This is a genomic window from Nocardioides sp., from assembly GCF_050699375.1.
Lineage (GTDB): Bacteria > Actinomycetota > Actinomycetes > Propionibacteriales > Nocardioidaceae > Nocardioides.
Genome location: NZ_JBOHDN010000211.1, coordinates 1 through 15,523, shown reverse-complemented (window position 1 = coordinate 15,523; position 15,523 = coordinate 1). Strand labels below are relative to the sequence as shown.

General features: G+C 69.9%; 15 protein-coding genes. 3 read left to right on the top strand and 12 right to left on the bottom strand.

The annotated features are described in order from the left end of the window. The first annotated feature begins 13 nt into the window (after positions 1-13). Together ACRDPS_RS15710 and ACRDPS_RS15705 are read left to right on the top strand one after the other, a co-directional pair. On the top strand, positions 14-886 hold the full coding sequence (locus ACRDPS_RS15710) for a branched-chain amino acid ABC transporter permease (RefSeq protein ID WP_431502588.1): 873 nt from the start codon (positions 14-16) through the stop codon (positions 884-886). Further along, the gene (locus tag ACRDPS_RS15705) at positions 883-1,878 is read left to right on the top strand and encodes a branched-chain amino acid ABC transporter permease (protein ID WP_431502587.1); all 996 of its coding nucleotides are present in this window, start codon (positions 883-885) and stop codon (positions 1,876-1,878) included. Before ACRDPS_RS15710 ends, ACRDPS_RS15705 begins: the two co-directional genes overlap by 4 nt. Positions 1,879-1,991: 113 nt before the next feature. Here ACRDPS_RS15705 and ACRDPS_RS15700 read toward each other — a convergent pair whose 3' ends face one another. Beyond that, positions 1,992-3,896, bottom strand: coding sequence for a helix-turn-helix domain-containing protein (locus ACRDPS_RS15700; RefSeq protein WP_431502586.1), 1,905 nt, complete (start codon positions 3,894-3,896; stop codon positions 1,992-1,994). A gap of 122 nt (positions 3,897-4,018) precedes the next feature. Then, complete coding sequence (locus ACRDPS_RS15695; RefSeq protein ID WP_431502585.1) at positions 4,019-6,010, bottom strand: thioredoxin domain-containing protein; 1,992 nt, start codon at positions 6,008-6,010, stop codon at positions 4,019-4,021. Between the two features lie 116 nt (positions 6,011-6,126). On the opposite strand from ACRDPS_RS15695, the gene ACRDPS_RS15690 reads away from it, so the two are divergent. After that, entirely contained in the window at positions 6,127-7,533 is a 1,407-nt protein-coding gene (locus ACRDPS_RS15690; protein ID WP_431502584.1) for a hypothetical protein, read from the top strand. Positions 7,534-8,193: 660 nt separating this feature from the next. On the opposite strand, the gene ACRDPS_RS15685 is transcribed toward ACRDPS_RS15690, so the two are convergent. From ACRDPS_RS15685 to ACRDPS_RS15640, 10 genes are all read right to left on the bottom strand, one after another. After that, positions 8,194-8,967 (bottom strand): enoyl-CoA hydratase/isomerase family protein, encoded by a 774-nt coding sequence (locus tag ACRDPS_RS15685; RefSeq protein WP_431502583.1) that lies wholly within the window; start codon positions 8,965-8,967, stop codon positions 8,194-8,196. Further along, on the bottom strand, positions 8,964-9,401 hold the full coding sequence (paaI, locus tag ACRDPS_RS15680; RefSeq protein WP_431502582.1) for a hydroxyphenylacetyl-CoA thioesterase PaaI: 438 nt from the start codon (positions 9,399-9,401) through the stop codon (positions 8,964-8,966). The genes ACRDPS_RS15685 and paaI overlap by 4 nt, the downstream gene beginning before the upstream one ends. Next, positions 9,395-10,225 carry a 3-hydroxyacyl-CoA dehydrogenase family protein gene (locus ACRDPS_RS15675; RefSeq protein WP_431502581.1) on the bottom strand — a complete coding sequence of 277 codons (831 nt, stop codon included), beginning with the start codon at positions 10,223-10,225 and terminating at the stop codon, positions 9,395-9,397. Before ACRDPS_RS15675 ends, paaI begins: the two co-directional genes overlap by 7 nt. Further along, positions 10,222-10,986 (bottom strand): enoyl-CoA hydratase/isomerase family protein, encoded by a 765-nt coding sequence (locus tag ACRDPS_RS15670; protein ID WP_431502580.1) that lies wholly within the window; start codon positions 10,984-10,986, stop codon positions 10,222-10,224. Before ACRDPS_RS15670 ends, ACRDPS_RS15675 begins: the two co-directional genes overlap by 4 nt. Beyond that, a complete protein-coding gene (locus ACRDPS_RS15665; RefSeq protein ID WP_431502579.1) occupies positions 10,983-12,149 on the bottom strand; it encodes a thiolase family protein in 1,167 nt (388 codons plus the stop codon). The genes ACRDPS_RS15670 and ACRDPS_RS15665 overlap by 4 nt, the downstream gene beginning before the upstream one ends. Before the next feature lie 30 nt (positions 12,150-12,179). Continuing rightward, positions 12,180-13,274 (bottom strand): 1,2-phenylacetyl-CoA epoxidase subunit PaaE, encoded by a 1,095-nt coding sequence (gene paaE, locus ACRDPS_RS15660; RefSeq protein ID WP_431502578.1) that lies wholly within the window; start codon positions 13,272-13,274, stop codon positions 12,180-12,182. A 1-nt stretch (position 13,275) separates the two neighbouring features. Further along, the gene (gene paaD / locus ACRDPS_RS15655; RefSeq protein WP_431502577.1) at positions 13,276-13,797 is read right to left on the bottom strand and encodes a 1,2-phenylacetyl-CoA epoxidase subunit PaaD; all 522 of its coding nucleotides are present in this window, start codon (positions 13,795-13,797) and stop codon (positions 13,276-13,278) included. Next, entirely contained in the window at positions 13,794-14,744 is a 951-nt protein-coding gene (gene paaC, locus ACRDPS_RS15650) for a 1,2-phenylacetyl-CoA epoxidase subunit PaaC (RefSeq protein WP_431502576.1), read from the bottom strand. Before paaC ends, paaD begins: the two co-directional genes overlap by 4 nt. Before the next feature lie 19 nt (positions 14,745-14,763). Continuing rightward, positions 14,764-15,060, bottom strand: a complete 297-nt coding sequence (gene paaB, locus ACRDPS_RS15645; RefSeq protein WP_431502575.1) for a 1,2-phenylacetyl-CoA epoxidase subunit PaaB — start codon at positions 15,058-15,060, stop codon at positions 14,764-14,766. Continuing rightward, positions 15,057-15,523 (bottom strand): Phenylacetic acid catabolic protein (locus tag ACRDPS_RS15640; RefSeq protein ID WP_431502574.1); only part of this gene is annotated, 467 nt, incomplete at its 5' end. The genes paaB and ACRDPS_RS15640, both read right to left, overlap by 4 nt.

The window sequence follows — 15,523 nt, the reverse complement described above, 5'->3', positions numbered from 1 at the left end:
TGAAAGGCACAGCATGAACGCGGTTCTCCAATACACCGTCCAGGGCCTCGCGGCCGGCAGCTTCTACGCGCTGGCCGCGCTCGGCCTGGCAGTCATCTTCGGGGTGCTCGGCGTGGTCAACTTCGCCCACGGCGCCTTCTACATGCTGGGCGCGGTCGCCGCCGCGGTGCTCCTGGACACCGTCGGGATGAGCCTGTGGCTGGCGCTGATCGTGGTGCCGTTGCTGATGCTGGTCTTCGGGATGCTGGTCGAGCGGCTGCTGGTGCAGTGGCTGCTGCCGCTCGACCCGCTCTACAACCTGCTGCTCACCTTCGGGCTGACCCTGCTGCTGGTCGACCTCGTCAAGCGCCGCTACGGCGTGAGCGGCCTGCCGTACGAGCGCCCCGACGCGCTCGGCGGGCGGATCCAGCTGGCCGGGGTCGGGCTGCCGGTCTACCAGCTCTTCGTGATCGGTGTCGCGCTGCTCGTCTGCCTCGGCGTCTGGCTGCTGATGACGCGTACGCGGGTGGGCATGATCGTCCGCGCCGCGACCGAGCGGCCCGAGCTCGCCGGGGCGCTCGGGATCAACGTCGGACGCTGGGTGACGCCGGTCTTCGGCTTCGGGGTCGCGCTCGCGGGCCTGGCCGGTGTGCTGGCGGCACCGTTCCGGGCGATCACCGCCGAGATGGGCAGCGACTTCATCATCATCCTGTTCGCGGTCGTGGTGATCGGCGGGCTCGGCTCCATCGTCGGCGCCGTGGCGGGCGGTTTCCTGGTCGGGCTCGTGGAGGCCTTCGGCCAGGCGTACGCACCGACGTTCGCGCAGGTGCTCATCTTCGTACTGATGGCGGTGGTCGTCCTGGCCCGGCCGGCCGGGCTCTTCGGACGAGAGGAGGCGACCGCATGACGAGCATCGCGACGGCCGGTGCGAGCGTCACCGAGCAGCATGCGGCGATCGCGGGAGCGCGGCCGTGGCAGCGGCTGGTCCTGCTCAGCGTCGGTCTGCTGGTGGCCCTGGGGCTGCCCTGGTTCATCTACCCGCCGGTCGCGATGGACATCGCCGCGTGGGCGCTCTTCGCGGTGGCCCTCGACCTGCTGCTGGGCTACTGCGGGCTGCTCTCGTTCGGTCACGCCGCGTTCTGGGGCGGATCGGCGTACGTCACGGGGCTGATCGCCATCCACCTCGGCGTGCCGTTCCCCGTGGCCGTGCTCGGTGGTGCGCTGTTCGCGATGGTCCTGGCCGTGCCGATCGGCTACCTGTCGGTGAAACGGTCGGGCATCTACTTCGCGATGGTCACCCTGGCGTTCGCGCAGATGCTCTTCTTCATCGCCAACCAGGCCTCCTCGCTCACCGGCGGGGAGAACGGGCTCCAGGGCGTGCCGCGGTCGTTCTTCGGGATCGAGGCCGTCGAGACCGACTCGTTCGTCTTCTACTACGCGGCGCTGCCGATCATCCTGCTCGGCATGTGGGCCGCCTGGCGGATCGTCCACTCCCCCTTCGGCCGGGTGCTGGTCGCGATCCGCGACAACGCCCCGCGGGCGCGGGCGCTGGGCTACGACGTGGAGCGCTACAAGCTGATCGTCTTCGTGCTCTCGGCCGGCCTCTCCGGGCTCGCCGGCGGCGTCTTCGCCGTCTCCCACGGGTTCGTCGCACTGCCCGAGCTGCACTGGGCCACCTCCGGCGAGGTCGTCCTGATGACCGTGCTCGGTGGCATCGGGACGCTGTGGGGCGGAGTGATCGGGGCCGGCCTGATCGTGATCCTCGCCGACTACCTGGCCTCGTCCGGGTTCGACGGGATCGGGATCGTCACCGGTGGCGTCTTCGTGACCGTCGTCCTGCTCTTCCGCCGCGGCATCTGGGGCACCGCCCGCCACCTGTGGCTGAGCCGCCGCTCGTAAGGGCGCTTGTTCCAGACCCCGCGCGCCGAGTCGGCTCGTTGTGACGAGCCGACTCGGCGAGGATTTCGGTCAGGATGAGCCGACTCGGCGAGGGGAGTCTGGAGTGTTGCGCTCTAGGCGACCAGCTGATGGAGCCGGAGCGCCAGCTGCACCTCGAGCTGGCGCTCCGGCTCCTGCCAGCCCTTGCCCAGCAGGCGAGTCACCCGCTCGAGTCGCTGGGTGACTGTGTTGACGTGCACGTGCAAGGAGGCGGCGGTGCGGGTGAGGTTGCGGTCAGCGGCGAAGTAGGTCCGCAGCGTCTCGACCAGCTTGGACCCCTTCTCCTTGTCGTAGTCGACGACCGGACCCAGCCGTGAGGTGACGTACGCCCCCGGGTCGCCGTCGGTGCCGAGCAGCAGCCCCACGAACCCGAGGTCGTCGGCAGTGACGACCTGGCCCTCACGGCCGAGGGTCATCGCCGCCGCCAGGCAGCGACGGGCCTCGTCGTAGCCCCGGACCACGGCGTCGGGGCTGCTCAGCGGCCCCGGCACCGGCCCCGCCGCCCCGACGGTCACCGCGGCGGCCGCGGACAGGCGCAGCCCGTCGATGGCCAGGTCTCCGGCGGCCCGGGCGTCGCAGTCAGGGAAGATCAACACGACCTGACCCTGGCGCACCGCCGCGAACCCGTCGTGGGTCGCGGCGAGGAACGTCGCGGCCTGGCCGACCCGGGCACGGTCGCCGGGGACGTCGGCCACCACGACGGCGTACGACCTGGACAGGTCGGCCTGCAGGAGACGACCGCGCTCGCGCAGCGTCTCGGGGTCCGGGGTGGTGCCGGAGAGGAGCTCGTCGAGGAGCTCTCCCCGCACCCGCCCCTCGGCCTCGGCCACGCTGCGGCGGAAGAGCAGCAGCAGCGCCGTGACCAGCGCGGCGCGCTCCAGGATCCGCTGGTCGCCGTCCTCCAGATCGCCGTCGCCGTCCTCGTCGCTCTCGACCTCGCGCGGACCGAGGAGCATCGAGCCGAGCTGCTCGGCTCCGGCCAGGACCGGGGTGGCATAGATGTCACCGCTGCCGGCGGTCCGGCTCAGGTCGAGGCTCCGCCTGGTCACGGCGGCCTCATAGTCGGAGACCGGCTCGTCCGGGGCGCTGCTGGCGATCGTCTCCCCGCTCAGGTCCTGCACCACGACCCGGGCGCCGAGGACCTCGGCGACGCTGCGTACGACATCGTCCACGCCGCCACCCCCGACCACGATCCGGGTGAGCCGGTCGTGGGCGTCGGCGGCGCGCTCGACCGCCTCGTTGCGCGCCTGCAGCTTGCGGGCGGTGACCTCGAGCTCGGCGACCGCGGCCCGGGTCTCCTCCAGCAGCCTGGCCTTGTCCACGGCGATCGCGGCATGTGCGGCCAGGGAGACCAGCAGCGCGCTCGCCTCGTCGCCGAACGGCCGAACGGTCCGGTTGGCGGCGAAGAGGACGCCGATGACCTGGGTGCCGAGCAGGAGGGGTACGCCGATGATCGCGCGGATGCCCTCTCCGCTGACCGCGCCGTCGATGTCAGGAGCGTGCCGGAACCGCTCGTCGGGGATGTAGTCGGCGGTCGAGTAGGGCTTCATCGTCTGGGCGACGAGGCCGCCGAGCCCGATGCCGTAGGGAATCCGGGTCGAGCGGAAGGCCGCGGTCCGGATCCCCTCGGTCACGCGCATGTACTCACCGCGGCGCTCGTCGTTGAGGGTGAGGTAGGCGACATCGGTGTTCAGCAGCTGCTTCGCCCGGGTCACGATCGCCTGGAGCACCGCCTCCAGGTTGGTCAGCATCGCCAGGTCGTTGGCAGACTCGAACAACGCACCGAGCTCGCCCTCACGTCGGCGGCGCGCCGCCAGGGTGTCCCTGACCTGGAGCGCGAGGCGCTTGGCGTGGTCGACCCGCTCCTGCTCCTCCTCGGTCGCCCCCGCCGCTCTCGCGGCCTCCGACGGCCCTTCGAAGTCGGCCTCGTCGGCATCCCCGGCCAGCAGCTCCAAGAACGCAACCAGATCGACCGTCATGTGACCGAAGTTACACTTTTACGCGCGCGCCGACATATGGGATCGACACATAGTTGCCGTCGATCAGGTATGGATCCAAGCCAGTTCCCTTCGACAAGCCCTTCGACAAGCTCAGGAGGGCCTCAGGACATCGCCTCCGGCGACGTGACGGGGCGATCGCAGACAAAACCCCGACAGACGTACGCCGCCGGCTTCCCGCCGACCGGAGTCCGGCCGATCAGCAGCGGGATGTCGTCGCGGGCCTCGTCGGCGACGATCACCACCGCTCCCGGCTTCCGTCGTGCCGCAGCCTCCAGCGCGTCGCGGTCGGGTCCTGCCGGGCCCACGATCGCGATCCCGAGCGGACCGTCGCTCATGGTGACCGACGCGGCCAGCGACCAGCCGGCGAACCGGGGCACCTTGGTCATCAGGTTGCTCGTGGTGGCGAGGGCCTCCTCGGCAGCGGCCCTGTATCGGCCTTCGCCGGTGAGCGCGTGCGCGGTGATGAGCGCATGGACCATCGCGCTTGTGCCGCTGGGACTGGCGTTGTCCGAGGCGTCCCGGGGCCGGGTGACCAGCGACTCGGCGTCGTCGGCGGTGTCGTAGAAGCCGCCGTCCTCGGCGCGGAAGTGGGCCAGCGCGGTGTCGAGGAGCGCGGTGGCTCGGCCGAGCCACGTCGCGTCGCCCGTAGCCTGCACGAGCGCGAGGAAGCCGTGCGCGACGCATCCGTAGTCCTCGAGCACGCCCGCATGCGCCCCCGCGACGCCGTCGCGGCTGACCCGCAGCAGGCGGGCGGCGTGTTCCTCCGGCACGTGCACCCGCCACAGCAGGTCCGCCGCCCCGACCGCCGCCTCCAGGTAGCGCGGCTCACCCTGCGCCAGGCCGGCGTCGACAAGCGCGCTGATCGCCAGCCCGTTCCATGCCGCGACGACCTTGTCGTCGCGGGCCGGACGTACCCGTTCCTGACGGGCGGCCAGGAGCCGCGCCTTCACCGACTCCAGCCGCTCGGCGTCGGCCGGCCGGTGGCGCAGCTGCAGCGTCGAGGCGCCTTCCTCGAAGGTCCCTGCCTCGGTGACCTCGAAGATCTCCGCGGCCCAGGCGCCGTCCTCGGCACCGAGGACCTCGATGAGCTCGTCCGGGGTCCATACGTAGAACTTCCCCTCGACCCCCTCGCTGTCGGCGTCGAGCGCGGAGGCGAACCCACCCTCGGCGGTGCCGAGCTCGCGGATCATCCAGTCAGCGCTCTCCCGCGCGACCCGGTCACCGTGCTCGGTCCCGAGCCGGGCGTAGAGACCGATCAGCTGGGCGTCGTCGTAGAGCATCTTCTCGAAGTGCGGGACCACCCATCCCCTGTCGACGGCATAGCGCGCGAACCCGCCTCCCACCTGGTCATACATCCCACCACCGGCCATCGCGGCCGCCGTCCGCGCGACCATGTGCGAGGCCTTGCGCGCCAGCTCCGAACCCGGCGCCGCGCGGGCGGTGCGCCGCAGGAACTCCAGCACCATCGACGGCGGGAACTTCGGAGCGCCCCCGAACCCACCCGCCATCGGGTCGAACTCGCCCGCGAGCGTCTCGACCACGGCCTCGGCGTCCACCTGCCATGAGCCGGCGGGCCCGGTGTCCCCGGAGACGGCGGTCAGATGCTGACGTACGTTGTCGGCGACCGCTCCGATCTCGGAGCGTCGCTGCGTCCACGCCTCCGACAGCGCCTGAAGCACCTGGGTGAACGCGGGCTGCCCGTGGCGAGGCGTGTCCGGGAAATAGGTGCCGGCGAAGAACGGGTTGCCGTCATGGTCGAGCACCACCGTCATCGGCCACCCGCCGGCCCCCGTCATCGCCGTCGTCGCAGCCATATAGACAGCATCGACGTCCGGCCGCTCCTCCCGATCGACCTTGATGTTGACGAAGTGCTCGTTCATGTACGCCGCAGTCGCCTCGTCCTCGAACGACTCGTGCGCCATCACATGGCACCAGTGACAGGCGGCGTAACCAACTGACAGCAGAACTGGTGTATCACGACGCCTCGCCTCCGCGAAGGCATCCGTTCCCCACTCCCACCAATCCACCGGATTACCTGCATGTTGAAGGAGATACGGGCTCGTCGCACCAGCCAGACGGTTGACCAATTCCATCACTCCTAACGAGTGGCACGTGTATCATTACTGGGTCCGTGATACACGAGAGTGATACACGAAGCAGATCCTGGTAGGCCCGCACCGGACCCACCCCCACCTTAGGAGGGACGCGGATGCCACCGCGCAGGAAGCCGACACTGCTCGCCCAGGGCAAGCCGCGCACCCTCGGCGGAACCAAACGAGCCTGGCGCGTACGCCTCTACGCCCCGGGCGAGGGCAGCACCAGCTACCAGGTGATGTTCCGGTCGCCGACCGGCGACGGCAAACCCTGGGAGCGCGTGCTTCGCCGAGCCAGCACCGAGACCGAGGCCCGCGACATCTTCGCCCGGGCCGAGGCCGCGCTCGACACGGCAACGGAGACGCCGGCCCGAGCTGACGTGCGCGCCGCCCGCACGATCCGCATGCTCGCGGAGGAGTATCTCAAAGACAGCGTTGCCCGCGACAAGCACCCCCGCACCATCCAGGGCCGCGAGTCGAGGCTCAACGCCCACATCCTCCCCACCGTCAGCGACGTCCCCGTGACGAAATGGCGGGTTGAACACAGCCGTAAGGTCATGGAGAAGGGCTCTCAGACGATCTTCTCCACCCGCGGCAGGGAAGATCTGCGAGGACAGCTCGCCGCCATGCGCAAGCTCGCCTGGCGCCTTGGCTGGCTCGACCGGTCCATCGACCCGCTCGACGGCCTCGAGATCGGCCGCACGACTGTCCTTCAGGGGGCCACCACCCACTACGTCGACTCGCGCCTGCGCCCCGAGACCCGTCAGGTGCGTGCCATGGCCGACGCCGCCGACAAACTCTGCGGCCAGGATGGCACCGACCCGCTGATGACCCGGCTACCACTCTTCGGCACCAAGATCCGCGTAGCCGGCTTCGGCGGCCTCCGCCTCGGTGAACAGAACGCGCTTCGAGCGATCGACGTCTTCTTCGACGGCGGCTACCTCCACGTCAACGGCTCGTGGAGCACACCACGCCACCAAGTTGGATTCCGCGGTCCGGTCAAGAACCACATCCTCCACGAGGTGCCGCTCCCGGGCTCGATTCTGAACAACGAGCTCCTCCCCCGCGTCAAGGAGCTGCTCGAACTGTCCACATCAGCCACTCTCCAGCAAGTCATCAACGCGCAGGACATCGAGCGCCAGCGCCGGGCGGATCTTGCTGCTCGTGAGCCTGACAAGAGTGTGGCCTGGTGGAACTACCCGATTCCCCCTGAAGATGAGCAATGGCTCTTCGTCGATACCACCACCGGCCTCCCGGTCAAACCCGAGCTCCACAACGAACGCTGGCACCGCGTCCGCACCTGGGTCGAGGAGAACGACCCCGACGACGCCTGGCCCCGGACCATCGTCTACCGCAACCTCCGCCACCACGCAGCGACCAAATGGTTCCACGAGGAGCTCGGCGAATCATGGGAGGTTGTCGCTCAGTACCTCGGCGACAAGCTCACCACCGTCCTGAACCACTACGTCCGCGCCGGCGAAGACGCGCTCCGCGACTCAGTCAACAAGCTCGCCGACTTGTGAGCCCACCACCCGCCGATCCCGATTTGTTTAAGGCGAAGTCAAGTCCTACATGGCGTACTTTTCGGAAAACCGCCTCTGACCTGGTCAAACTAGGTCGGAGGCGGTTCGCATTTTACATCGAGGGAACACCGTGGGAATGCAACCGGTCTGGAGTTTCTGGGAAACGTGCCCACATGACACCCCGTCTGGACCTTTCCAAGTCACTGATCGCATACCCAACTGCCCGGCAAAGGACCTGCGCTCAGTCCAATTTCCGGTGGCGACGACCGGGGTGGGTAGAGTTGCAGGACGCGCACCCGAGCGTCGGCGCCGCCCTCGAGCGGTGTCGCTTGCCTTCGGGGTAGCGAGTGTTGCGCAGGCCGCGGCGATCACGTCGCTGAAGGCCGAGGACGAGAATATGCTCGCGGGGACCAGGTCGTCGCGCTGCGAGAGCGCGCCCGGAACGCGAGTCGGGCCGCCGCATGGAGTGTGCCCGGCCAGCGAGGCAGTTTCGTCTGGCTGAAGCTGGCCGGCCAGGCAGCGGGCTTCGCAGAGCGGGCCGAGCAGTCTCGCCCGCCTCTCGGGCAATTCCGCAGGATGATGTACGGATCACCGTTGGTGAACCTGAGTCAGCCACGAGGCTGATCGACTTCCTCACGACCGCCGATCTGCCAAGCCCGGTCAGCGTCCCTTGAACACCGGCTTCTCCCGGTCCAGGAACGCAGTCACGGCATTGGCGTGGTCCTCCGAGGCGCCGCAGCGGATCTGCGCCGTCGCCTCGGCCTCCAGCGCAGCGCCGAGTGCCACGGTGTCGACAAGGAGTCGCTTGCTCTCGCCAAACGCGACGGTGGGACCCTTAGCCAGCTGAGAAGCGAGGTCCACGGCACGGTCGAGGACGTCTGCGGCCTCCGCGGTCTCTCCCGCGATCCCCCACTCGATGGCCTGCTCCGCGGTGAATGTCTGGCCAAAGAGGATCAGCTTCTTCGCGCGAGCGTCGCCGACGGCGCGGGGAAGGAGGAAGGAGAGGCCAGAGTCGAAGGTGAGGCCGATGCCGGTGAACGCGGTGCCGAGCTTCGCCCCCTCGGCGAAGACCCGGTAGTCGCAGGCCAGCGCGAACCCGAGGCCGGCGCCGACGCAGGCGCCGCCGACCGCGGCGATCACGGGCTTCGGCATGGTCAGCAGGTCACGGACGACCGGCGAGTAGTGCTCCCGGACGGTCGCGAACGCTGCCTCGGCACCGTCTGCGAGAGCCGCGGAGTGCTCGCCCAGGTCCTGCCCGACGCAGAAGGCCTTGCCCCCGCCGGCGAGTACAACGGCCCGTACGTCGGCGTTGTTCGCGACATCCGCGAGGGCGTCGCGGAGAGCCACCTTGGACTCGAGCGTGAGCGCCGGGCTGCTCAGGGTGATGGTCGCCACCGCATCGGTGCGGTCGATGAGAACAGGTTGGTTGGTCATCGGTCTTCCTCCAGGATGGGTCGGCCCAGCGAGCGGCTCCGCCCGCGGAATTCTGCGATGACGTCGTCGCCCTGGCGGACGGTGACGTCGTAGATCCCCGAGCGGCCGCGCAGCGCGACCTCCCGGGCTTCGGCGACGAGGACCTCCCCCAGCCGTCCCGACTCGAGGAAGGTGACCTCGAACCCGGACGCGACGGTCACGGTCCCGTGGGTGTTGCAGGCGAACGCGAAGGCGCTGTCAGCGAGCGTGGCGAGCAGACCGCCGTGGCAGATGCCGTAGCCGTTGACCATGGAGGGCCTGATCTTCATCGACAACCGCGCGGTGCCGGGACCGACGTCCTCGATGACCATCCCGAGCGACCGGCTGGCGTCGTCCGACTCCCACATCGCATCGGCACAAGCCTTCGCGAGCGCGGCCGGCTCCAGGCTCACCACGGGTAGAACCCCCGCCCGGTCTTGCGCCCGAGCTCGCCGGCGGCGACCTTGTCCCGCAGCACCTGCGGGGGCGCGAACCGCGGCCCGAGCTCGCGCTCGAGGTGCTCCGCGATGGCGAGCCGGACGTCCAGGCCGACGATGTCGGTGGTCTTCAGTGGTCCCACCGGATGGCGGTAGCCCAGCGTCATCGCGGTGTCGATGTCGGCCGCGGTCGCGACGCCCTCGTCGAGCATCCGCATGGCCTCGAGCGCGATGGCCACGCCGAGCCGGCCGCTGGCGAAGCCCGGCGAGTCCGTGACGGTGATGGCGGTCTTGCCGAGCGCCGTGACCCAGCCCTGGGCCCGGGTCACCAGGTCCGGATCGGTGCGGGCCCCGACGACGACCTCGACCAGGTCGCTGACCGGCACCGGGTTGAAGAAGTGCAGGCCGATCACCCGCCCCGGATCGGGTACGACGTCCGCGAGCTCGTCGATCGACAGCGAGCTGGTGTTGCTGCCGATGTCGGTATTCGGCGCGGCAGCGGCGATCCGTGCGAGCACCTGGCGCTTGAGGTCGACCAGCTCGGGAACGGCCTCGACGACCAGCGGGCAGGCGGCGAGCGCCGCGGGGTCGGTGACGACCTCGAAGCCGCCGCGCACCGTCGCGCCCTTGTCGACGGCCTTGGCGAGGCTGGCGTCGATCCGTTCCCGCGCCGCATCGGAGGAAGCCTCGTCGTTCTCGATTACGACAACGTCGGCACCGGCCACAGCGAAGGCGTGTGCGATGCCGCCGCCCATCCGGCCGCCGCCGTACACGCCGACCGTCTTCGGCACCGTGTCAGTCATCGCTTCTCCTTCCGGCGCTCGATGAACGCCGTCATCCGATCATGCTTGTCCTGGGTCTCGAAGAGCACCGCCTGAGCGACATTGTCGATCAGCGGGTGGGCGTCGCGGGGCGCGTGGAAGGCGGACTTGGTGAGCCGCACCGCCAATGGTGCCTGCGCGGCGATCCGCGCCGCCAGCTGTTGCCCGGCCTCCTCCAGCTCATCGGCCGGGACGACCTGGTTGAGCAGCCGCACGGCCAACGCCTCGTCAGCGGTCAGCACGCGGCCCGCCAGCAGCACCTCCTTGGCGAGCGGCTCTCCGACCAGCTCGCGCAGGCGCCATGCCGCGCCGGCGGCGGCCAGGATGCCCAGTCCCGGCTCGGGATTGCCGATCTTGGTGGCCGGCGTGCCGATCCGGAAGTCGCAGGCGTAGGCGAGCTCGGCTCCGCCGCCGAGCGCATAGCCGTCGACGAGTGCGATGACGGGCATCGGGAGCCGGTGGATGCGGTCGAAGATGCCTGAGTTGATGCCAGCCAGCGCGTCCTCGCGCCGTCGGTCCCGAAGCTCGGCGATGTCGGCCCCGGCGGCGAATATCCCGTCCGAGCCGGCGATGATCGCGACCGCTGGCTCCTTCTCCAGGCGGTTGCAGGCGTCGTGGAGTGCCTCGACCGTCGCGAGGTCGATGGCGTTGCGGACCTCGGGTCGGTAGAGTCGGATGACGACGTGGTCCTCGCGTTCTTCGACCAACACCGGATCCAGGGTCTCTTTGTCCGTGACGTTCACGGTCGCTCCAGCAGGAGGGCCGAACCCTGGCCCACTCCGACGCACATCGCGGCGAGGCCGCGGCGGTCGCCGGTTCGCTCCAGCCGGTTGAGCAGGGTGATCGCGATCCGGGTTCCGGAGCAGCCGAGCGGGTGACCGAGCGCGATCGCCCCGCCGTCGGCGTTGACGATCTCCTCATCCAGGCCGAGGTCGCGGATGCATGCCAGCGACTGGGAGGCGAAGGCCTCGTTGAGTTCCACCGCAGCCAGGTCGCCGATCTCCCACCCGGTCCGCTCAAGCACCTTGCGGGTGGCGGGCACCGGACCGATGCCCATGACGTTGGGAGAGACGCCGGCATTGGCCGCGGCGACGACGCGGGCGCGTGGCTGGAGGTCCCGCGCGGCGGCGTACCGTTCGCTGACGAGTACGACGGCCGCGGCTCCGTCATTGAGCGAGCTCGAGTTCCCGGCCGTGATGACACCACCCGCGCCGTGGATCGGGCGAAGGCCCGCCAGCTTGTCCAGGGTGGTGTCGGCGCGCGGCCCCTCGTCGACGGCCACGTCGCCGACCGCGGCGATCTCGTTGTCGAAGTGGCCGCATCTCTGGGCATCCAGTGCACGTTGGTGCGAGCGCAGGGCGAAGGCATCGAGCTCTTCGCGACCGAGGCCCCACTGTTCAGCGACCCGTTCGGCGGTCTGCGGCATGGTCAGCGTGGTGTCGGCATCGAAGGCCGGGTTGGTGAACCGCCAGCCGATCGAGGTGTCCCAGCTCTGGCCCGGCTTCGCCCACGGGCGGGACGTCTTCTCGGTGACCCATGGGGCGCGGGTCATCGACTCGACCCCGCCAGCGACGACCACGTCCGCATCACCGGCGGCAATCATCTGTCGGGCCGTCGCGATCGCGGTCAGGCCGGACGCGCAGAGCCGATTCACGGTGAAGCCCGGGATCGTCTCGGGCAGTCCGGCGAGGAGGGTCGCCATCCGCGCGACGTTGCGGTTGTCCTCCCCTGCCTGGTTTGCTGCGCCGAACACGACCTCCTCGATGTCCGTCGGGTCGATGCCGCTGCGCTCAACCACGGATCGGACTACGTGCGCGGCCAGGTCGTCGGGGCGGACGGTGGCGAGGGCGCCGACGTACCGACCGATCGGGGTGCGCACTCCGTCGAGGATGAAGGCGTCGGACATGGTTCTCCTGGGATGTTCGGCGGTGGATGCTCAGGCGTCGAAGTCGACGGTGACCTCGTCGCTGACAGCGAAGCTCTGGCAGGTGAGGATGAAGTTGTCGGCGACCTCGCTGTCCTCGAGGGCGTAGTTGCGGACCATGTCGACCTCTCCGTCGCAGACCCGCGCCCGGCAGGTGCCGCAGACCCCGCCCTTGCAGGCGAAGGGCAGGTCGGTGCGGACCTGCTGAGCGGCGTCGAGGATCGACTTATCCCGCGGCATGGACGTTGTGGTCGAGCGACCGTCGAGCACAACGGTCACCTCGCTCGTCACGCCCTCGACGACCTGGTCGGCGTGGCGAAGCTCCGGCGGCGGCTCGTCGACGTAGAAGAGCTCGAAGTGGACTCGCTCGCTCGGGAGGCCGAGCTCGGCGAGCACCTCGCGCGCCTCGGCGAGCATCCTGAAGGGTCCGCAGAGCCACACGTGATCCATGCCGTCGACCGGGACGAGCACGGTGAGCAGCCGGCGAAGACGGTCGCCGTCGAGGCGGCCGGTGAAGAGCTCGACGTCGCGTGGCTCCCGGGAGAGCACGTGGATCAGGTCGAGCTGGTGGCCGTGGGCGTCCTTGAGGTCCGCGAGCTCCTCGGCGAACATCACCGAGGTCGTGGTCCGGTTGCCGTAGAGGAGCGTGACGTGGGCGTCGGGATTGCCCAGCACGGTGGAGGCGATCGAGAGCATCGGCGTGATGCCCGACCCGGCGGCGATGCACAGGTGGCGCCCGCCCGCACCGGCATCGGCACGGAAGCTGCCGCTCGGCGGCTGCACCTCGACCCGGTCGCCGGGACGTACGTCGTGAACCAGCCAGCGGGAGAAGAGGCCGTCCGGGATCACCCGGACACCGATACGTGGCGCGGTGCCGGCGGCAGAGCAGATCGAGTAGGTACGACGGTGCTCGACGCCGTCGATGGTGCGCCGCAGCGTCAACGACTGCCCGGCCGCGAAGTCGTACGCCTCGGCCAGCTCGGCAGGTACGCCGAAGCTCACGGCGGCGGAGTCGTCGGTGAGCGGCTGTACGTCGGTGACCGTGAGGGTGTGGAACGCCGCGCGGGCGGTCGGGTCCGGGGTCAGCCGGGTCTCGGTGTCGGTCACCTCAGATCTCCTTCACGTGGTCGAACGGCTCGAGGCAGACGCGGCAGCGATACATCGCCTTGCAGGCGGTGGAGCCGAACTCCGAGGTGAGGTCGACCTCGGCCGAACCGCAGCGCGGACAGGTCACCGAACGACGGGTCGGCATCAGTTGGATGGCGACCGGGCCGTCGCGGCGCGGCGCGGCGCCGGGTGGCGAGATCCCCGCGTCGGCGAGCGCGGCGCGTCCCTCGGGAGTGATCCAGTCGGTCGTCCAGGCCGGCTCGAGGACCACCCGCACGCGGACGCGGTCGAACCCGGCGGCGCGGAGCTCGTGGACGAGGTCGTCGCGCATCGTGGCCATCGCCGGACAGCCCGAGTAGGTCGGCGTGATCGCGGCGACCACGGTGCCGTCCTCGTCGAGAGAGACCTCACGCAGCACGCCGAGGTCGAGCAGGGTGAGCATCGGCAGCTCGGGGTCGACGACGGTGGCCGCCACGCTCAGTGCCCGCTCGAGGACGTCGCCGCGCGTCAGCACCGCGGTCACCACTGACCTCGCGGGTGTGCTCGGGCGACGACCTGCATCTCGGCGAGCATCCCACTGAGCGCCTCGGTGTGCAGCCCGTCGCGGCCCTTGCGACCCTGTACGCCGGCGAGCGGTGCCCGCTCGGGACGCTCGATCCCGCTCGCCGCGAAGACCTGTTCCAGGACGACGTCGACCTCCGCGGCGACGTCAGCAGGGGCCACGCCGACGCCGTCGTCCGCGACGACCCTCTCGACGTCATGGGTCTCGAAGAGCTCGGCCCACAGCGGCCAGAGGCCATCGAGCGCACTGATAAGCCGGCGACGTGACTCCTCGGTGCCGCGGGCGAGGGTGAGGAACCAGCGGCCGGCGAAGTCGCGGTGGTAGGCCAGCTCCTTGACGCCCTTCGCGGCCACGGCCGCGAGGACGGCGTCACGACTGCGACTGAGCCGCTCGAAGAGGGCGAGCCGCCAGGTCGAGAAGAGCAGGATCTTCGCCACCGCCTCGGCGAAGTCGCCGTTCGGCACCTCGGCCATCCGTACGTTGCGGAACCGCATGTCGTCGCGGAAGAACGCCAGCCGGTCCTCGACCGGGACCGGGGAGTCCTCGGGCAGAGCCGGCACGATGCTCGGGTCGGCGGCGCCCGCGCGGGCCAGCAGCAGCCGGGCCTGGCCGAGGAGGTCGAGCGCGATGTTGGACAGCGCGATGTCCTCCTCGAGGTCCGGAGCCCGGCTGGTCCACTCGGCGAGCCGCTGCGACAGGACCAGCGCGTCGTCGCCGAGCATGAGGCAGTAGGTCGCGAGCGCGGCCGGGTCGGCGCCTTCGGGCACGGTCGTGTCGACCCCGGCCAGCGGGTCCTCGCCGGGCTTGTACTCCTGGCCGTTGCCGAAGGCCCAGTGCGCGTCGTTGACCAGCAGGCCGGCGTACGCGTTGTCGTGCTCGTCGGGTTGGTGGGTGTGGATGTCGACCATCAGCTGCTCACGCTCCCCTTCACATGTGCGGGACGTCGGCGGGAATGTCATAGAAGGTCGGGTGGCGGTAGACCTTGTCCCCGCTGGGAGCGAACATCGGGTCCTTCTCGTCGGGGCTGGACGCGGTGATGTTTGTCGAGCGGACCACCCAGATGCTCACACCCTCGTTGCGCCGGGTGTAGACGTCGCGGGCATGGCGTACGGCCATCTCGTCGTCGGCGGCGTGCAGCGAGCCGACGTGCACGTGGTTGAGGCCACGCTTGCCGCGTACGAAGACCTCGTAGAGGGGCCACTCGGCCCGTACCTGCTCGTTCATGCCGAGACCTCCTCGTCGACGTCGGCGGCGCTGTCGCGGGCGAAGGCGAGCGCTGCCTCCCGCACCCAGGCACCCTCGTCCCAGGCCTGCTTGCGGTGGGCGATCCGCTGGGTGTTGCACGGCCCGCTGCCCTTCACCACGGCCCAGAACTCGTCCCAGTCGGGCTGGCCGAAGTCGTGGTGGCCACGTTCCTCGTTCCACCTCAGCTCGGGGTCGGGGAAGGTGACGCCGAGGGCCTCGGCCTGGGGGACGGACATGTCCACGAAGCGCTGGCGGAGCTCGTCGTTGGTGTGGGTCTTGATGCCCCACTCCATCGACTGCTCGGTGTTGGGCGAGGCGTCATCGGGCGGCCCGAACATCATCAGCGCGGGCCACCAGAACCGGTTCACCGACTCCTGCACCATCGCGCGCTGCTCGTCGGTACCGCGCATCATCGTCATCAACAGCTCGAAGCCCTGCCGCT